General features: G+C 36.7%; 16 protein-coding genes. 10 read left to right on the top strand and 6 right to left on the bottom strand.

From position 1 onward, the window contains the following. The first annotated feature begins 59 nt into the window (after window positions 1-59). Window positions 60-1,322 (top strand): anthranilate synthase component I family protein, encoded by a 1,263-nt coding sequence (locus HQN86_RS01705; RefSeq protein ID WP_172659313.1) that lies wholly within the window; start codon window positions 60-62, stop codon window positions 1,320-1,322. A gap of 129 nt (window positions 1,323-1,451) precedes the next feature. Here the strand turns inward: HQN86_RS01705 and HQN86_RS01700 are convergent, their stop codons facing one another. The 4 genes from HQN86_RS01700 to HQN86_RS01685 are packed head-to-tail and all read right to left on the bottom strand — an operon-like array spanning window position 1,452 to window position 4,215. After that, window positions 1,452-2,279 (bottom strand): M48 family metallopeptidase, encoded by an 828-nt coding sequence (locus HQN86_RS01700; RefSeq protein WP_048907116.1) that lies wholly within the window; start codon window positions 2,277-2,279, stop codon window positions 1,452-1,454. Window positions 2,280-2,293: 14 nt separating this feature from the next. After that, window positions 2,294-2,941 (bottom strand): glycerol-3-phosphate 1-O-acyltransferase PlsY, encoded by a 648-nt coding sequence (gene plsY, locus HQN86_RS01695; protein ID WP_172659312.1) that lies wholly within the window; start codon window positions 2,939-2,941, stop codon window positions 2,294-2,296. A 3-nt stretch (window positions 2,942-2,944) separates the two neighbouring features. Next, entirely contained in the window at window positions 2,945-3,787 is an 843-nt protein-coding gene (nadC, locus tag HQN86_RS01690) for a carboxylating nicotinate-nucleotide diphosphorylase (RefSeq protein ID WP_172659311.1), read from the bottom strand. Window positions 3,788-3,822: 35 nt separating this feature from the next. Then, window positions 3,823-4,215: a DUF4783 domain-containing protein gene (locus HQN86_RS01685; RefSeq protein WP_048907259.1), complete on the bottom strand. Its 393-nt coding sequence runs from the start codon at window positions 4,213-4,215 to the stop codon at window positions 3,823-3,825. 212 nt (window positions 4,216-4,427) lie between these two features. Here HQN86_RS01685 and gpmI point away from each other — a divergent pair, with 212 nt between their 5' ends. Continuing rightward, window positions 4,428-5,948, top strand: a complete 1,521-nt coding sequence (gpmI, locus tag HQN86_RS01680; protein WP_172659310.1) for a 2,3-bisphosphoglycerate-independent phosphoglycerate mutase — start codon at window positions 4,428-4,430, stop codon at window positions 5,946-5,948. Further along, on the top strand, window positions 5,949-6,479 hold the full coding sequence (locus HQN86_RS01675; RefSeq protein WP_172659309.1) for a hypothetical protein: 531 nt from the start codon (window positions 5,949-5,951) through the stop codon (window positions 6,477-6,479). It abuts the gene before it with no gap. A gap of 55 nt (window positions 6,480-6,534) precedes the next feature. On the opposite strand, the gene HQN86_RS01670 is transcribed toward HQN86_RS01675, so the two are convergent. After that, entirely contained in the window at window positions 6,535-7,161 is a 627-nt protein-coding gene (locus HQN86_RS01670) for a tetratricopeptide repeat protein (RefSeq protein WP_172659308.1), read from the bottom strand. 317 nt (window positions 7,162-7,478) lie between these two features. Here HQN86_RS01670 and lon point away from each other — a divergent pair, with 317 nt between their 5' ends. Further along, complete coding sequence (gene lon / locus HQN86_RS01665) at window positions 7,479-9,950, top strand: endopeptidase La (RefSeq protein WP_172659307.1); 2,472 nt, start codon at window positions 7,479-7,481, stop codon at window positions 9,948-9,950. A 104-nt stretch (window positions 9,951-10,054) separates the two neighbouring features. After that, window positions 10,055-11,008 (top strand): lipid A deacylase LpxR family protein, encoded by a 954-nt coding sequence (locus HQN86_RS01660; protein WP_172659306.1) that lies wholly within the window; start codon window positions 10,055-10,057, stop codon window positions 11,006-11,008. Here HQN86_RS01660 and arfB read toward each other — a convergent pair whose 3' ends face one another. After that, window positions 11,009-11,419: an alternative ribosome rescue aminoacyl-tRNA hydrolase ArfB gene (arfB, locus tag HQN86_RS01655; protein WP_172659305.1), complete on the bottom strand. Its 411-nt coding sequence runs from the start codon at window positions 11,417-11,419 to the stop codon at window positions 11,009-11,011. It abuts the gene before it with no gap. Window positions 11,420-11,510: 91 nt separating this feature from the next. On the opposite strand from arfB, the gene cmk reads away from it, so the two are divergent. The 5 genes from cmk (at window position 11,511) to HQN86_RS01630 (ending at window position 18,916) form a co-directional block, all read left to right on the top strand. After that, window positions 11,511-12,191, top strand: a complete 681-nt coding sequence (gene cmk / locus HQN86_RS01650; RefSeq protein ID WP_172659304.1) for a (d)CMP kinase — start codon at window positions 11,511-11,513, stop codon at window positions 12,189-12,191. A 161-nt stretch (window positions 12,192-12,352) separates the two neighbouring features. Then, complete coding sequence (locus HQN86_RS01645) at window positions 12,353-13,519, top strand: efflux RND transporter periplasmic adaptor subunit (RefSeq protein ID WP_048907126.1); 1,167 nt, start codon at window positions 12,353-12,355, stop codon at window positions 13,517-13,519. Window positions 13,520-13,564: 45 nt separating this feature from the next. Then, window positions 13,565-16,741, top strand: a complete 3,177-nt coding sequence (locus tag HQN86_RS01640; RefSeq protein WP_172659303.1) for an efflux RND transporter permease subunit — start codon at window positions 13,565-13,567, stop codon at window positions 16,739-16,741. A gap of 10 nt (window positions 16,742-16,751) precedes the next feature. Further along, window positions 16,752-18,152, top strand: a complete 1,401-nt coding sequence (locus HQN86_RS01635) for an efflux transporter outer membrane subunit (protein ID WP_172659302.1) — start codon at window positions 16,752-16,754, stop codon at window positions 18,150-18,152. 86 nt (window positions 18,153-18,238) lie between these two features. Next, on the top strand, window positions 18,239-18,916 hold the full coding sequence (locus HQN86_RS01630) for a response regulator transcription factor (RefSeq protein ID WP_172659301.1): 678 nt from the start codon (window positions 18,239-18,241) through the stop codon (window positions 18,914-18,916). Window positions 18,917-18,935 lie beyond the last annotated feature (19 nt).

Genomic DNA, 18,935 nt, shown 5'->3' with positions numbered 1-18,935 from the left:
TATTTGTCGCCTTTTTTCGTTTATGCTATTCCGATATTCTATACATTTGCGCAAACAAAATGAAAGTACAGGATTTAGATTCGTTTAAAGAAAAAGCATTGCAATGGGCCAACGCATTTGATGTTTGTTGTTGCTATGATTCGAACAGCTATCCTGATTCCTATGGAGAATTTGATTTCCTATTAGCCGTTGGCATTAAAGAATCGATTAATCTTAAATACGGCGCTGCTTTTGATTCCTTGAAAGAATTTTATGGAGTCCAGAAAAACTGGATGTTCGGACTACTTAGTTACGACCTCAAAAACGAGGTTGAACAATTAGACTCAGGGAATTCTGACAGTCTTAATTTTCCCGATTTGTTTTTCTTTGTCCCCAAATACCTTATTGCAGTGGTTAAAGGAGAAATAAAGGTTATCCTTGGAGACCAAACCCTGTTAAATCAAATTGAGGAATATACCAGTGATGACCAGGAAGCCCACTCTGGAATTGAAATTCAAAGTAGGCTATCAAAAGAGCTCTATATCAAAACAGTTGAAGAGCTACAAGAACATATTATAAGAGGTGACATATATGAGGTTAATTTTTGTCAGGAATTTTTTGCTGAACACGCCCATATAGACCCTTTAAATATCTATACAAAATTAAAAAAGGTATCCCCTACTCCATTTTCAGGTTTCTTTAAAATAAAAGATCAGTACATATTATCGGCCAGTCCGGAAAGATTTCTCTGTAAAAGAGGAAATAAACTGATCTCACAGCCGATTAAAGGAACTGCCAGACGAAGCAGCAACATAAAGGAAGATGAACTTATAAAGCTCAACCTGCAAAATGATGCTAAAGAACAGGCGGAAAATGTAATGATTGTGGATCTGGTTAGAAATGATCTGACCAAAAGTGCGGTGAAGGGAACCGTAGTGGTTGAAGAGCTTTTTGGAATTTATGGCTTCGCCCAGGTTTATCAAATGATATCAACAGTTACCTGTCAGTTAGATCCCAGGATACATTTTATTGACGCCATAAAAAATGCTTTCCCTATGGGCTCGATGACGGGCGCGCCGAAAATAAAAGCCATGGAACTGATAGAAGCGTATGAATTTAGCCGCCGTGGCGCTTACTCTGGTACATTTGGATATATAACGCCTGAGGGGAACTTTGATTTTAATGTGATCATCAGAAGCATCTTGTACCAATCTTCATCAAAATATCTGTCCTTTCAGGTCGGAGGGGCAATTACATACGCATCTAATGCTACCGCTGAATATGAAGAGTGTATGCTTAAAGCATCAGCGATTATGCAAACTCTTGAAGAGCATGTATCATAATCAATGAAATCATGCTATCTCCATTTCGTCATCTCGAAAGAAGAGAGATATTTCTTGCCTGTGTTATCCAAGAGATATCTCTCTTCTTTCGAGATGACGACCGTTTTAAGACGACCGCTTTATGCCTCCTTATTTTATTGGTTTCCCGGTTGTAGATTTATAGTATTTCTGTGCTTCGGGTATACTTCTTTGGATTTGTGCAATCCTTGTAGCGTCACTAGGGTGAGTACTTAAAAATTCAGGTGGTTTCTGACTGCCCTGAGAGGCGGCAGCCATCCTTTGCCAGAACGAAGTTGCGCTTTGAGGATTATATCCTGCCATTGCCATAAAAATAAGCCCTAATCTATCCGCTTCCAGCTCCTGATTACGCGAATAATTAAGCATCACTAAAGGCGTCCCTACTCCATATAGCGTATTAAATACAGATTGAGATTTTGCATTTTTTGATAACGCTACATTGCCCGCAACACCTAAACCTTGTGAAACCATTTGTTGCGACATACGCTCAGCTGAGTGTCCTGCAATAGCATGAGCAATCTCGTGTCCCATAACAGTAGCTAAACCAGCATCATCCTGAGTTACGGGTAATAATCCTGTATAGACTACAATTTTACCACCAGGCATACACCAGGCGTTCATCTCCTTATTTTCTACAACATTTACTTCCCATTTATAATCCTTAATTAAATCCGCATAGCCATTATTATTCATATAACTTTTTACAGATAATATAAGACTGTTTCCTACCCGTTTAACGCGTTGGGCCTGGGCATTTGTTGAAGATAATACTGCTGTTTTATTCTCAGTAAGAAACTGTGAATACGCCTGAAAGGCCATTGGCAACACCTGATCATCACTTACCAGATTTAGCCTGCTTCTGCCTGTTAAGGGAACTGTAGAGCACGAGGAAAACGCCAGGCCAATTGCTGTTACCCCGATTATTAATATCTTTTTCATTAGATTAAGGTTAGTTAATTTGTTTTTTTTTTAAACAGATATACTTTAGATTCTTTGCCTTTGAGTAGTCGCTCCAAGTTCTTTTGATGTGTTACCAAAATAAGTATGCAAACACACATACCATATAAAACCTCTGACTTTACTGAAGAATGAATTATGAACACTATGCTTAATGGGAAGGTGAACCCTGCACAAATAGAACTTAGTGAAACATATTTAGTTGCCAATAATACTACTACAAATACCAGAACACAAAACATCGCTGCTGTGAAGTTAACTGCCAAAATCATTCCAAAAAGAGTTGCCACTCCCTTTCCGCCTCTAAATCCGGCAAAGATAGGGAACAAATGGCCCATAACAGCTGTAACACCAAGGGCTAGCTCATAATTAATAAATTGCGAAGAATTTTGAGGACCCGTAACAGAAAGACCTATAAAGTATGCAAGCTTTGTTGCTGTGTAACCTTTTGCAATATCTATTGTCATTACAGCAATACCGGCCTTTTTGCCAAGTACCCTAAATGTATTGGTTGCACCTGCATTGCCGCTTCCATATTCCCGAACGTCTACACCATAAAACGCCTGGCCAAGCCACACCGCTGTTGGTATAGAACCAAACAGATATGCTAAAATAACTGCTGAAATAGAATAGATGGAAATCATAACCTAAAAGGCTTTTAAACTCATGTCTAAACTCTTAACAGAATGTGTTAATGCCCCCATGGATATAAAATCTACTCCACAAGCAGCGTATTCTGCAACATTTTCTTCAGTAATACCTCCCGAGGCTTCTGTAATATATTTACCATTAATTGCTTTAACAGCCTCTTTGAGATCGGCAAATGTAAAATTATCTAACATGATCCTGTTTACATTGCCATTCTTTAAAACCTCTTGTAATTCGGATAAATTTCTAACCTCGATCTCAATATCGAGTGTCTTTTTTTTATCTTTTAAATATTGATTTGCAGAATTAATAGCATTTGCAATACCCCCGGCATAATCAACATGATTGTCTTTAATTAAAATCATATCATATAGCCCTATGCGATGATTTACACCTCCACCAATCCTCACAGCCCATTTCTCGAGATACCTTAATCCGGGAGTGGTTTTCCTTGTATCTAAAAGTTTAGTTTTATAGTTACCTAAAAGCGCAACCACATGATTGGTTTTTGTTGCAATGCCACTCATACGCTGCATGCAATTCAAAACCAGGCGCTCGGCCAACAAAATTGAATGCGTACTACCCGATACTGTTAGAACAATATCTCCATATTTTACGGGAGCCCCATCTTTAATAAATACTTCTACGATTAATCTAGGGTCAATATGATTGAAGATCTGCAATGCCAATTCTACTCCGGCAACAATACCGTCTTCTTTAATTAGCAACTTCGCTTTCCCCTGAGCATTTGCCGGAATGGTTGATAAGGAGGTATGATCTCCATCGCCCAAATCTTCCGCAACAGCATTTTTTATAAATTGATCTATAGTTAGCTTATCCAAAACTTAAATTTAAACCCAAAAATAGCATTTTACAACTATTTCTCAGTCTCAATTCTTAATTCAGTAATAAAAAAAGCATTGCCGGCCTTTTTCATTGTAATGGAAACCCTAAAAGTTCCATTCTTTGTAACAAGAGAAAGGGCCCCGTATCTGTAATTGGGATTGGTATTTAACCTATGAATTACGGATGATTTTACAGGAATATATTTAGTAAAAAAACTTCTTAATATTTGTTCAGCTTGTGCTTTTGAATATACATCTTCCTCATCTATTATAATTAAGTCAACAGAAGGAGAAAAATGAGCGGCTATTTCTTTTGAATTTCCAGCTTTAAAATTTGTTGATAAGCCATCAATAATATCGCCCTGAATAGCAGCAAAAGAGGAAAAGTGAATAAAAAAAACAAATAATGAAAGTAAGGGCTTCATAATCTCTAAATAGCTAATGATCATTCTTGCACATAAACTATGCCATTAATGGCATAAAAACCACTTATAACACAAACCACTCAGTATGTGGTACTATAAAATATATTGACATGTTCTTGTAAAAACATACAAATATTGATATGAATTTTAATTAGGTTCAAAAAAAAGGCACAATAGACTTATCTTTGTTAATAAACGAAAAGTAGACAATAATGAATAATAAAAAACTAGTATTACTTATCCTTGATGGTTGGGGTTATGGAAAAAAAGACAAATCTGATGCCGCTTATGCTGCCAACACTCCATTCTTTGATTCCTTATTAAAAAAATACCCTAACTCAAAGCTTGAGGCTTCCGGAGAAGCTGTTGGTTTACCAGCAGGACAAATGGGAAACTCGGAAGTTGGCCATATGAACTTAGGTGCCGGACGAGTAGTATATCAGGAACTCGGACGAATCAATAAAGCAATAAGCGATAGAACTTTGCATCAGAATGAGGTTTTACTAGATGCTTTTAATTATGCTAAAAATAATAATAAACAAGTTCACTTTATAGGCCTTGTTTCAGATGGGGGCGTTCATGCTCATATCAACCATCTAAAGGCATTATGTGATGCAGCTGATGAACAAGGACTTAAAGATGTATTTGTACATGCTTTTTTAGATGGAAGAGATACCGACCCAAACTCAGGCCTTAAGTTTATTGAAGACCTTAATCGCCACTTAGAAACTTCTAATGCTCAAATAGCCAGCTTAATTGGCCGCTATTATGCTATGGATAGAGATTCCAGATGGGAAAGAGTTAAGTTAGCTTATGACCTCCTTACAAAAGGTGTTGGCGAGGCTACCAGTAATCCTATTTCTGCGATAGAGCAATCCTATAAGGATGGCATCACTGATGAGTTTATTAAACCTGTTGTAATTACAAAATCAGATGGTTCACCTGTCGCAACTATACAACCTGATGATGTGGTTATCTGTTTCAATTACAGAACAGATAGAGGAAGAGAGATAACTTCTGTATTAAGTCAGGCTGATTATCCTGATTTTGGAATGCATAAATTGCCACTGTATTATGTTACTATGACAACTTATGATGAAAGTTTTAATAACGTAAAAGTTATATTTACCAAGGACGATCTTTCTCAGACTCTTGGAGAGGTACTTGAAAAAAATCATAAGAACCAGATCCGAATTGCAGAAACAGAAAAATATCCTCACGTAACTTTCTTCTTCTCGGGTGGTAGAGAACAAGAGTTCGAAAATGAAAAAAGGATCCTTATCCCTTCTCCAAAAGTAGCAACCTATGATTTGCAGCCAGAAATGAGTGCTGCAGGAATTACCGAAGCTATTTGCAAAGAACTGGAGACAGGCTGGCCGGATTTTGTTTGTCTAAATTTTGCAAACCCTGACATGGTGGGCCATACTGGAGTATTTGATGCTGTTGTTAAAGCTGTTGAAACAGCTGACAGCTGTGCTGAGATTGTAGTAAATAAAGGAATTGAAAATGGATATTCGTTTATTATACTTGCAGATCACGGCAATTCAGAATATATGATAAATGGCGACGGCTCTGTTAACACTGCCCATACAACTAATCTTGTTCCCTGTATTTTAATTGATAAAGATTTCAAATCTGTTGCTGACGGCAAACTAGGAGATATTGCCCCTACTATTTTACAAATAATGGGTATTCAAAAGCCGGAAATTATGACTGGTAACAGTTTAGTATAAATGAAAAACACAATTTTATCATTTTTCATTCCTTTGTTTTTTATCAGTTGTAGCAATTCAACTGATAAAAAACAGAAAACTGACTTAACCTATTTTGATGTAAAAGGGTATTTTGAAAAAGAAGCTACAAGGCTAAACAAAGAGAATCCCTTAATAAACAAAACAGTAAGTGTGAATGGTGCTACAGAAAGTAAGCGCATTAAAATCCCTGATTGGAAAAAGGAATTAGCTCTTTTTTCGGACGCTGACATGAATAGGGCTTCATGGAAAGGTTTGTTTGAACTTAAAAAATCAAAGGATCAGGAGCTTTATTCTTCCGATAATGAGAAAGTTCCGGTTAAGGAGATCTCAGTAGTTTATAAAAACAATGAGGTGTTTGGTCTTAAAGTACTAATAAAAAATACAAATTCTCTGTACACGTCTATTGATACCTTGACCTACTATGCAGACAGTCTATACCAGGTTAAGAAAACGCAAAACATTAAATTACTATCCAAAAAATCATATACAATTACTGGATCTTTCCAATAAAAAAAGACCAATGCAAATTATGCATTGGTCTTTTTTTTTTAAGCTAAGCTTCTTATTATTTTAAACTGGTTATCTGGGCTTTTACGTAATCAATTAAAGATATGATATCTTTACGTTGTGGCTGAACAAGTAGTATCTTTTGAAAATCCGAAACCGAATTGTTGAATAAGGTAATGCAGGCTTTTTTCTCTACTGCCTTTTTTATCTTATAGGATTTATAAATTCCATAGTCCTTATAGGCCAATCCTCTGTTTTGTAACAACTGAGGATCTTCTTCCCCGTTTATCTCTATTGCTTTCGAAAAATCTTTAATAGCAGCTAGATAAAAGCTTTCTCTCATCTGATTTAGTGATTCTTTTGGATCATTTGCCACATTTAATCTGGCTTTTCCCCTATAATAATATGCGGAGTAATCTGATGGTTTTAAAGTCAGGAAACGGCTATATGTATTTATCGCATTTTCATAATCGCCACACTGGTAATAAGAATAACCTAACATTTTTAAAACGTTAGAATTATTAGGGTCTTTGGTATCCGCTTTTTCTAATTGAGCCACTGCACCTTTATAATCACCCTTTAACCAGGCCTGCATTCCCAACTTATCGTAGTTATTGTTTTGAGCAATACTACTGTTGGCCGAAATCACAAGTAATACCAGAATTGTTTGCTTGAAATAGTTCATTAATTTTTATTAAAAAATAAATATATTTAGTTTTATTCAATACCCTAACAAATTTTAAACTTTTTTTTCCCAGGTATCTCGGAGTTTACATTAGGCAACTATCATACCATTTACAAATATGATATACTAAACGTTAAATAATTAAAAATATGATGGGTATAAGGATTATTATTTTTTACCTGACTTTTTAACATAGAAAACAACTTATAGTGCTTTTGGCACAGGAGTTGAAATTATAGGTATTCAATATAATTAATAATTTCGCAAGCGACATGCTGTCAGATTGTCGTTTTTTAATTTTAAGAAGGACTATATTAATGAGTAAACAAGATCAATTTGATTTTAGCAATGCACTACCTATCATAAATGAAGATACTGAGTTTTTTCCGTTGATGTCTCAACAAGACGAAGATGAAATGAACAATGAAGAAACACCAGAGGTCCTGCCCATACTCCCACTTAGAAATACAGTCTTATTTCCAGGTGTGGTTATTCCTATTACTGTAGGAAGAGATAAATCAATAAAACTTATAAAAGAAGCTTATAAAGGAAATCGGATTATTGGAGTTGTTTCACAACGTGATGTTTCTATAGAGGATCCCACCTTTGAGCAATTAAACAGTGTAGGTACAGTTGCCCACATTATCAAAATGCTTCAAATGCCTGATGGAAATACTACGGTAATTATTCAGGGAAAGCAGCGCTTCAGATTAATCGAAGAAGTTCAGTCAGAGCCTTATATTAAAGTAACGATTAGTAAGTTTACTGAAGCTAAACATAAAAGCGACAAAGAGTTTAAAGCTTTGGTGGCTTCTATCAAAGAAATGTCGAGCCAGATTATTCAACTGTCTCCAAACATCCCTAGCGAGGCTGGAATTGCATTAAAAAATATTGAAAGCACTTCCTTCCTGATTAACTTCATATCATCGAATATGAATGCCGATGTGTCTGACAAGCAAAAAATGCTTGAAATGACTAACCTGCGTGAACGTGCCATGATGGTAATGGAACTGTTAACACTGGAGCTTCAAATGCTTGAACTTAAAAACCAGATACAGTCTAAAGTACGAACTGACCTTGATAAGCAACAAAGAGATTACTTTCTGAACCAACAATTAAAAACAATACAGGAAGAACTGGGAGGTAATTCATCTGATTTGGAGTACGAGGCTTTACAAGCCCGTGCAAAGAAGAAAAAATGGGCATTACATATAGAAAGTCATTTCAATAAAGAACTGGAAAAATTAGGCAGAATGAATCCTGCCGCTCCAGATTATTCTGTTCAGATAAACTATCTGGAATTGTTGCTAGACCTACCTTGGAATGATTTCACTAAGGATAATTTTGACCTAAAACGTGCACAGCGTATTTTAGACAAAGATCATTTTGGCCTTGAAAAGGTAAAACAAAGGATTATAGAGTATTTGGCTGTACTTAAGCTTAAACGTGATATGAAAGCTCCTATCATTTGCTTGGTTGGCCCTCCGGGAGTTGGTAAAACATCATTAGGAAAGTCAATTGCTAAAGCTTTAAACAGGAAATATGTCCGTATGGCTCTTGGAGGAATACGAGACGAGGCAGAAATTCGCGGTCACAGAAAAACCTATATTGGTGCAATGCCAGGCCGGATCATACAGTCTATCAAAAAAGCGGGTGCTGCTAATCCAGTATTTGTTTTAGATGAGATTGATAAAGTAGGCTCTGATTTTAGAGGGGACCCTTCATCTGCCCTTTTAGAAGTATTAGACCCAGAACAAAACAATGCTTTTAACGATCATTATGTTGAGGCGGATTACGATCTATCCAATGTCCTTTTCATTGCAACGGCTAACTCTTTAAGCTCTATTCAGCCGGCTTTGCTGGATCGTATGGAAATAATTGAGGTAAATGGCTATACCATTGAAGAAAAGATAGAAATTGCTAAAAAGTATTTACTTCCTAAACAAAAGGAACAACACGGCATAAAATCTAAAGATATTACCTTAAAAGGAGCTTTAATTGAAAAAGTGATTGAAGATTATACCCGTGAATCAGGAGTTCGTGGCCTTGAGAAAAAAATTGGTTCACTTGTACGAGGCGTGGCTACAAAAATTGCCATGGATGAAACTTATGAGCCTAATTTAACTTCTGAAGATGTTGAACGCATACTTGGAGCTCCAATTTACGATAAAGACCTTTACGAAGGTAACGAAGTTGCCGGTGTTGTAACCGGATTAGCATGGACCCAGGTGGGTGGCGATATCTTATTTATTGAAGCAAGCTTAAGCCCGGGAAAAGGAAAGTTAACCTTAACGGGTAATCTGGGTGAAGTAATGAAAGAATCTGCCATTATAGCATTGGCTTATTTAAGGGCTCATGCTGATTTGTTTGATATTGATCATTTACTGTTTGATCAATGGGATATTCATGTTCACGTTCCGGCAGGAGCTACTCCTAAAGATGGCCCATCAGCAGGCATAACTATGCTAACTGCCCTAACTTCTGCATTTACTCAACGTAAGGTAAAACCTAATCTGGCTATGACCGGAGAGATTACATTACGTGGTAAAGTTTTGCCGGTTGGAGGTATAAAAGAAAAAATACTCGCGGCAAAAAGAGCAAACATTAAAGATGTAATTCTTTGTAAATCAAACAAAAAAGATATTTTAGAAATCAAAGAAAGTTACATTAAGGATCTTAACTTCCATTATGTAACCGAAATGAAAGAGGTAATTGAGATTGCGTTAACTAAGGAAAAAGTCAAAAATCCTCAGAATCTTAATGTTAAACCAAATCCAATTGCTAACTAAGGCATAATATTTATTTCGAATAATGGCTATTGGCTTATATTTAGTCATTAAGTACTATATTAGACTCCGGTAATTTATACCGGAGTTTTTTTTACAACCAACAAATGAACAGCAAATCCATTCTCTTATTTTCGATTCTATCTATATTAACATTTAGTGCTTCCGCTCAAACTTTCAAGAATGAGTTCGGTTTTAAAAGCGACAATGACTCTTATCTTGCACAAGGTTCTGACCGTTACTACACCAATGGTTTATTTATTAATTATCGCAGAGCGATGGATCAGAGCAAGCTAAAGAATGGACTAGAAAAAAAAACCTATGAAATATCTGCCGGGCAAAAAATGTATAACCCTATTTCGGGCTATGCACCAGATCCTGAAAAACAAGACAGGCCATTTGCAGGGTATTTATATGTTGGAGGTGCTTTAAGCTGGTTCCATAGTAATGAAAGTGTACTAAAAACCAGTATAGAAATAGGAACAACCGGGCCAAATTCATTAGCTGAAGACGGACAAGAGCTATTACATAATACTGTGGGCTTTTATGAGCTTGATGGCTGGCAATATCAGATCAGAAATGAGATGGCGGTAAATCTTTCAGCCCAATACACAAAGCTATTACACCGTGCATCCAACAATGCTATTGATTTTTCATTTGATGGTTATGCAAATGTGGGTACCACATTTAGTGGGGCGGGGGCAGGTATTTTATTTAGAGCAGGCGGCATTAATCAACTGTTCAATTCCGCTTATACAAATGCAGTAATTGGAAATAATGCAAAAACAAAAGCATTGGTAAAAAGAGAGATTTTCTTTTACGCCAAGCCACAATTGAATTTTGTTGCTTATGACGCAACAGTACAAGGAAGCATGTTCAACAACAATAGTCCGGTTACATTTGGTATAAAACCTATTGTTTTTGCTCAGCAGATTGGATTTAATTACAGCTCACAACGCTTCACATTTGATTTCGGAATGCTATTTAAAACAAAAGAGATAAAAAGCACAGCTAAAGCACACCAGTATGGATCAATTAGTATGTTTTACAGATTTAATTAATTAGTCGAACTGCGGGCGCCTTCTGTTTTCTTTTTTAGCTGCTGTTATTTGCTTATCTGCCAATCTTTTTCTGATAACTGATTTAGGGATTTTTGTTGGCTTCCTATTTTTTTGAATGTGAAGCGCAGATTTCAGCAATGCAATTAATTTAATAATGGTTCTTTCTTTGTTCATCAGTTGACTGCGGTCTTCTTGTGAAACAATATGCAGGTTTCCTTCCTGATCTAGCCTATGCGCTAACCTTTCATTTAAAAGTTCCTTTTCATCCTCATTTAAAAAGGGTGCTGAGTGTATATTTAAAATTAGTTCAACCTTACTTGAAACCTTATTTACATTTTGTCCGCCCTTACCTCCGCTACGTGAAGTTTTAAATAGCACAACTTTAACAATATCTTCCTTAGTGGGTATCATGCCGCAAAAGTAATTATTTCCATTGCCATCAATTTACTTTATTAGAAATTTTGATTGAAAATCATTCCTCAAATTATTAACTTTGCCTTATATGAGAAAAAACCTGGTTATAGCTATTGACGGCTATTCTTCTTGCGGAAAAAGTACTCTTGCAAAGGCTTTAGCCAAAAAACTAGGTTTCATTTATATAGACAGTGGGTCCATGTACCGTGCCGTTACCCTATTCTTTATTCGCAATAAAGTCGACATTAGCGATCCTGAGGCAGTAAAAGATGCACTTCAGCATATCGAATTAAACTTCCACTCAAGGGATTACGAATCTCACATTACGCTGAACGGTGAGGAAGTTTCTGAAGAGATCAGACAAATGCCAGTTTCTGAAAACGTTAGCGAAGTCTCTGCGAACAAAATTGTGCGTAAAGAAATGGTAAAACAGCAACAACGCATGGGTAAGTCAAAAAATATTGTAATGGATGGCCGCGATATAGGCACAACAGTATTTGCCGATGCTCAGGTAAAGTTTTTTATGACTGCGGACCCCAAAATCAGGGCCGAACGTCGCTTTAAAGAATTACAAAGTAAGGGCGATACAATTACTTCTCTGGAAGACGTTTTTGAAAATCTGGCTCATAGAGATTACGCAGATACTACACGTGCAGAAAGCCCGCTAACCCGGGCCGAGGATGCTATAATTCTCGACAATACAGAATTAACACAAGAAGAACAGCTCGATTTTGCCCTAGAGCAGGTTCATCAGCATTTACCCGTCTGATTTTCGGGTCACCAACCCAATTATCATTTCATTAGTTTTCTGCAAAGCTTTAGTTACAAAAGTTGAAATAGCTTAAACATTACATTTTGATGTTTTATCTATTTTAAACTATGAATAATTTCGCAACCCGATAGTAAATATCTTTAAAACCTGCTACAAGAATGAAAACAAAGTTCCAATCTATTTATTTTTTATTACCAGTTTTATTAATCATTAGTTCTTGTGGAAGTAATGATAAGAAAAAGGATGCCGGAGCGGCAAATCAGGTACAGGCCTACCCTGTTGTTGCATTAACCGCTCAATCTACATCCTTGGAAACAGACTACCCTGCAACAATTGAAGGTATTCAAAATGTAGACATCAGACCAAAGGTCGATGGCTTTATTGAGAAAATTTACGTAGATGAAGGTGCTGTAGTAAAGAAAGGTCAGCGACTTTTTAGCATTAATGCGCCACAATATGAACAACTGGTTAGAACTGCAACCGCAGCAATCAGTAGTGCCGAAGCTGATGTAAATGCAGCACAGCTACAAGTAAACAAAACAAAGCCCTTAGTTGAGAAAGATATTATTAGTAAGTATGATCTAGATGCTGCTCAACTTACACTTCAAAGTAGAAAAGCTGCATTAGCTCAAACGAGAGCTGAACTAGTAAATGCAAAGGTAAACCTTGGTTACACTACAATTACCAGTCCCGTTGACGGTGTAATTGGTAGTATACCTTTTAAAACCGGTAGCCTTGTAAGTGGCAGCAGTGCAGAACCGCTAACCACTGTATCAAATATTTCAAAAGTTTATGCTTATTTCTCTTTAAATGAGAAACAACTTCTTGACTTTTCGAGGAATTATAAAGGCGCAACACTTGAGGCACAAATGAAAAACATTCCTGCAGTATCGTTGATATTAGCTGATGGAAGTGCCTATGCTGAGAATGGAAAAATTGAGTCTATAAATGGCTTAATAAATACCAACACTGGTTCAGCAAGCTTGAGAGCCACATTCTCAAACCCTTCTAAACTCTTAAGAAGCGGTGCCAGCGCATCGGTACGTATACCTCAGCATCTGGAAAATGCCATTCTTATTCCTCAAAAATCAACTACTGATTTACAAGGAAAAAAGTTTGTATTTGTTGTTGATGACAAGGGGATCATTAAAAATACGGAGATCGAAATTATGGAAAATGCAAAAGGCAATTTCTATGTAGTTACCAAAGGCCTTAAAGCCGGAGATAAGATTGTACTTGAAGGTTTTCAATCTTTAAAGGACGGTGCAGAGATTAAACCGGAAGAGAAAAGTGCAGATTCAGTATTCGCTGATCTTAAAAAATAAATAACAGTTTATCCAATCCGGCAATAACCGGTTGAAATAGAATATATGTTTAAGAAATTTATAGAGAGACCTGTTTTATCAACAGTTATATCCATTATAATTGTAATATTGGGGGTATTAGGTTTAATTACTTTACCTGTATCTCAATATCCAGAAATTGCCCCACCAACAGTTCAGGTATCTGCATCCTATCAGGGTGCGAATGCTGATGTTGTGATGAACAGTGTTGTTGTTCCGCTTGAGGAACAGATTAACGGTGTTGAGGATATGACCTATATGACCTCAACAGCCAGTAATGATGGTACAGCAACAATTACAGTAAACTTTAAACTGGGTACAAATCCGGATCTGGCAGCTGTAAATGTTCAGAACCGTGTATCAAGAGCTACCAGTTTATTACCTGCTGAGGTTACACGTTCAGGCGTAATAACTGCAAAAAAACAAGCAAGTAACGTTTTGATTTTCGGTATTTATAGTGATAATCCATCCTATGACCAGACATTTCTTCAAAACTACGCCAACATTAACTTAATACCCCAAATTAAGCGTATCAATGGTGTTGGTGATGCGAATGCTTTTGGTTTAATGGATTATACCATGCGAATCTGGCTTAAGCCAGAAGTTATGGCAACCTATGGCTTAGTGCCGAATGATATTAATGTAGTGCTTGCGGAACAAAATGTTGAAGCAGCACCGGGCCAATTTGGAGAACAAGGCAATCAGGCATTTCAATATACATTAAAATATTCAGGGCGCTTAAAAAGTGAGAGCGAGTTTAGTAATATCATTATCAGGACTGCGGCAAATGGACAAGTATTACGTCTTAAGGATATTGCAAGAATTGAATTAGGAGCTCAAAGTTATGCCAGTTCAGTAAGGTTTGATGGGAAGCCTGCACTTGGTATTGCTATAAACCAAACCGCAGGATCGAATGCAAAAGATGTTATTGAAGGTGCAATAAAGGTTTTGGACGATGCATCGGTTAACTTTCCAAAAGGCGTTCATTATGCACCACTTGTAAATGTTAATGATTTTCTAGATGCATCAATTGAAAAAGTAATACATACACTTGTTGAAGCATTTATACTCGTGTTTTTAGTTGTATTTATATTTCTTCAGGATTTCCGATCGACTCTAATTCCCGCAATTAGTGTTCCGGTGGCTATTATTGGTACATTCTTTTTCTTAAATCTTTTTGGCTTTACAATAAATCTATTAACACTCTTTGCTCTGGTTCTTGCCATTGGTATTGTTGTGGATGATGCCATTGTAGTAGTTGAAGCGGTCCATGCTAAACTCGATCATGGTTATAAATCGGCCAAAAAGGCTACTATTGATGCCATGGAGGATATCACGGGAGCAATCATATCCATCACATTGGTTATGGCTGCTGTTTTTATTCCGGTAAGTTTTATCCAGGGGTCTTCGGGGGTATTCTACAAACAATTTGGTTTAACCCTTGCCATTGCAATTATATTATCAGCAATTAATGCATTAACATTGAGCCCTGCTTTGTGTGCGCTGTTTTTAAAACCGCACGAAGAAGATCATGAGAAGAAGAAAAGTTTCCTTCAAAAATTCTATGTAGGTTTTAATACATCATTCGACATGATGACTAACAGATACAAAAGATCTGTTAAATTTCTTGCCAGAAGGAAATGGATTGCTGGTTTAGGCATCGCTATATTCACAGTAGTTTTAATTTGGACAATGAACACTACCCCTAAAGGATTTGTTCCGAATGAGGATTTAGGTACCATTATGTCTGATATTTCATTACCAGCTTCTACTTCACAGGAACGCACAAACGAGGTTATTGCACAAATTGACAGTATAGTTCACGCAGTTCCAGAGGTTAAAAACTCCATTAGAGTAGTGGGTAGAAGTATGATTAGTGGATCCGGAAGTTCTTATGGCATGGTAATTTCAAGACTTAAACCCTGGAATGAAAGAACTCGTGACGTAAAGCAGATTATTGGTGAATTATTTGCTAAAACAGCAAGTATCAAAGGCGCAAAAATCATTTTCTTTGCACCGCCAACAATTCAAGGTTTTGGTACCAGTGGAGGTTTTGAGTTTCAGTTACAAGATAAAACTGGTGGTGATATTAATAAGTTCAATACCATAGGAAACGATTTCCTTGCTGCCCTTAGCAAACGACCTGAAATTCAATATGCATCTACTTCCTTTAACCCTAATTTCCCTCAATATCAAATTGATGTTAATGTAGCCACGGTAAAACAGGCTGGACTAACTGTTACCGATGTTTTAAGTGTTCTACAGGGATACTATGGTGGTGTTTATGCATCCAACTTCAACAAATACGGAAAACAATACCGTGTTATGTTCCAGGCTGATGCGCAATACAGGGCAAATCAGGCTAGCTTAAATAACATATATGTAAGAAATGCAAGCGGCAAAATGGCACCCGTTAGTGAATTCATAACCTTAACTAAGGTTTATGGTCCTCAGGCAATTTCCCGCTTTAACTTATTTACATCTATTGCTGTAACCGGAAACCCAAACAATGGATATAGTTCTGGTGATGCATTAAAAGCCGTACAAGAAGAAGCGGCAATACACCTACCGGTGGGTTATGGCTACGAATTTTCAGGATTATCTCGTGAAGAGATGTCAAGTGGTAGTCAAACCATTTTTATATTCCTTCTATGTGTTGTGTTCGTTTACTTTTTACTTTGTGCGCAATACGAGAGTTACATCCTACCTCTTGCTGTTCTAATTTCGCTTCCTATAGGTTTAGCTGGTGTATTTATCTTTGATAAGATTTTCGGAATCGATAATAACATTTACACGCAAATCACCTTGATCATGCTTGTGGGCCTCTTGGCTAAAAATGCAATTTTGATTGTCGAATTTGCTGTAGACAGAAGAAGAAAAGGCATGAGCATAGTAAATTCGGCTATTAATGGTGCAACTGCACGTTTACGTCCTATTTTAATGACATCATTTGCCTTTATTCTTGGGCTATTACCTTTAATGCTTTCAACAGGAGTTGGAGCTGCAGGTAATAAATCTATTGGTACCGGTGCCGTTGGAGGAATGCTTATAGGGACAATATTTGGAATATTTGTTATTCCTGCACTATTTATCATTTTTCAAACCTTGCAAGAAAAAGTAAGTAACAAATCTCCTTTTGAAGAGGGTATTGTTAAAGAACAAGCGGAAATTGAATTCCCGGCAGTAGATACCCGTGAACATTAAATTTAATCACATGAACTTTAGATATAAATCTTATATAATCATCGGTTTTGCCACACTCTGTTTAACCGCCTGTGTAACTAAAAAATACGAACGCCCGGCCGTAAACAGCAATGATCTATACCGCGACAAAACCGGAACCGATACTGCGACCATTGCCAATTTGCCCTGGAAAACTTTATTCGCTGATGGCACTTTACAAACTTTAATTCAACAGGGATTAAATGAAAACCTTGATTTAAAGCAGGCTGTTGAACGTATTAAAATTGCTGAAGCTACATTAAGACAAAGTAAAGCTGCTTTTTTACCGAGTCTAAGTGGCGATTTATCTGTTACCGATGCTAAACAATCCAGAGCGGCATTAAACTTCCCTCCAGGAATAAATATCAATACAGAAACGCAAACCTATAAAGCACAATTGAGTACAAGCTGGGAAGCTGATATCTGGGGTAAACTGAGTAGTGCTAAAAGATCAGCATATGCTTCTTTACTCCAAACAGATGCGGCAAAAAGGGCAGTGCAAACACAGCTAATTGCTAATATTGCAAACACTTATTACAACTTACTTGCACTGGATAAACAATTAGCTATTACAGAGCAAACTGTAAAAATTAGAGAAACTGATGTAGAAACTATGAAATCTTTAAAAGAAGGTGCAATAGTTAATGGAGCAGCAGTTGTACAAAGTGAAGCAAATTTATATGCGGCGCAGGTTACCATTCCAGATCTTAAAAAGAGTATCAAAGAGACAGAAAATGCACTTAGCATACTTTTAGGAAAAGGACCTGGAACTATTGACCGTACTACTTTAGATGAGCAACAGCCATATAATGCTTTGGAGACAGGTGTATCTTCACAGTTATTACAAAATAGACCAGATGTCCAGGCGGCTGAATTTGCTTTTAGAGCAGCATTTGAAAATACGAATACAGCAAAAACATACTTCTACCCTGCTTTAACATTAACTGCTAATGGTGGATTATCAAGCCTTGACCTGAAAAATTTCTTTGACCAGTCTATATTTTATAACCTAATTGGGGGCATTACACAACCTATCTTCAATAAAGGACAAAATAAAGCAAGATTGAAAACTGCTCAGGCACAGCAACAGCAAGCATTTTATGGCTTTCAACAAACGCTTTTAACTAGCGGACAGGAGGTTTCAAATGCGTTATTTGCTTACCAAACGGCATCTGAAAAAGAAACAACCAGGGCAAAGCAAATTGCATCTCTTACCAAAGCTGTAGATTACACAAAAGAGTTGCTTCGTTATAGCTCGGCAACCAACTACACAGACGTTTTAACCTCTGAGCAGAGCTTGTTAGCTGCGCAATTGAATGGTATAAATGATCGTCTTCAGAAACTTCAATCAATTGTTAATTTATACAGAGCCCTTGGAGGCGGTTGGAAATAGAAATCTAATTGATTAATATTACAGAAACCTTCATGAGTTTATTATTTTAGAATAATAAACTCATGAAGGTTTTTAGCATATTAGAAATGAAAATACTTATTGTTGAAGATGAAAAAACATTAGCACTGGAAATGGCCGAATTCCTTGGCAAAGAAGGATACACCATTGAACATGCCTGGAAAAAGTCATCAGCTGAAGAAAAGATCTTTGTAAATTCTTACGACTTCATTTTACTTGACCTGGGGTTGCCAGGTGGCGATGGCTTCGAGTTGCTACATCAGTTAAAACAAATCGGTGGTCGTGATGATGCCGTGATTATACTTACCGCACGTGGCGATGTTGATGATCGGATTAAGGGCTTAGAGGCTGGAGCCGATGACTATCTGGCAAAACCTTTCTCTTTAACAGAACTATTGGCTAGAATGCATGCCATTATAAGGCGTAAGCACAAACTCGAAATGAATGAGATAAATGTTCACAAATTTACCCTGGACATTAAAAACCATGAAGTTTGTTTTAATGGAGAAAAGGTTAATTTGACAAATAAGGAATTTGAAATTTTCAATTACCTGGTGTTAAATAAAAACAGAGTAATTTCAAGAGTAAATCTTACAGAACATGTTTGGGGTGATATTCTGGAAATTAATTCAGATTCAAACTTTGTTGATGTACATGTTAAAAATCTACGTAAAAAACTATCGGCTCATTCATCCATTAACTGGTTTGAAACAGTTAGAAGTATCGGATACAGAATCAACTTCTAATGCGTAATTTCATATAGTT

This window comes from Pedobacter panaciterrae (assembly GCF_013204795.1).
Taxonomy (GTDB): domain Bacteria; phylum Bacteroidota; class Bacteroidia; order Sphingobacteriales; family Sphingobacteriaceae; genus Pedobacter; species Pedobacter panaciterrae.
Note: the sequence above shows the minus strand (reverse complement) of the source record. Positions and strands in the feature narration are given on the sequence as shown.

Coding starts and splice junctions, on each gene's coding strand:
- HQN86_RS01705 (WP_172659313.1), top strand. CDS start 60: ATGAAAGTACAGGATTTAGATTCGTTTAAAGAAAAAGCATTGCAATGG.
- HQN86_RS01700 (WP_048907116.1), bottom strand. CDS start 2,279: ATGAAAAAGATATTAATAATCGGGGTAACAGCAATTGGCCTGGCGTTT.
- plsY (WP_172659312.1), bottom strand. CDS start 2,941: ATGATTTCCATCTATTCTATTTCAGCAGTTATTTTAGCATATCTGTTT.
- HQN86_RS01685 (WP_048907259.1), bottom strand. CDS start 4,215: ATGAAGCCCTTACTTTCATTATTTGTTTTTTTTATTCACTTTTCCTCT.
- gpmI (WP_172659310.1), top strand. CDS start 4,428: ATGAATAATAAAAAACTAGTATTACTTATCCTTGATGGTTGGGGTTAT.
- HQN86_RS01675 (WP_172659309.1), top strand. CDS start 5,949: ATGAAAAACACAATTTTATCATTTTTCATTCCTTTGTTTTTTATCAGT.
- HQN86_RS01670 (WP_172659308.1), bottom strand. CDS start 7,161: ATGAACTATTTCAAGCAAACAATTCTGGTATTACTTGTGATTTCGGCC.
- lon (WP_172659307.1), top strand. CDS start 7,479: ATGAGTAAACAAGATCAATTTGATTTTAGCAATGCACTACCTATCATA.
- HQN86_RS01660 (WP_172659306.1), top strand. CDS start 10,055: ATGAACAGCAAATCCATTCTCTTATTTTCGATTCTATCTATATTAACA.
- arfB (WP_172659305.1), bottom strand. CDS start 11,419: ATGATACCCACTAAGGAAGATATTGTTAAAGTTGTGCTATTTAAAACT.
- cmk (WP_172659304.1), top strand. CDS start 11,511: ATGAGAAAAAACCTGGTTATAGCTATTGACGGCTATTCTTCTTGCGGA.
- HQN86_RS01645 (WP_048907126.1), top strand. CDS start 12,353: ATGAAAACAAAGTTCCAATCTATTTATTTTTTATTACCAGTTTTATTA.
- HQN86_RS01640 (WP_172659303.1), top strand. CDS start 13,565: ATGTTTAAGAAATTTATAGAGAGACCTGTTTTATCAACAGTTATATCC.
- HQN86_RS01635 (WP_172659302.1), top strand. CDS start 16,752: ATGAACTTTAGATATAAATCTTATATAATCATCGGTTTTGCCACACTC.
- HQN86_RS01630 (WP_172659301.1), top strand. CDS start 18,239: ATGAAAATACTTATTGTTGAAGATGAAAAAACATTAGCACTGGAAATG.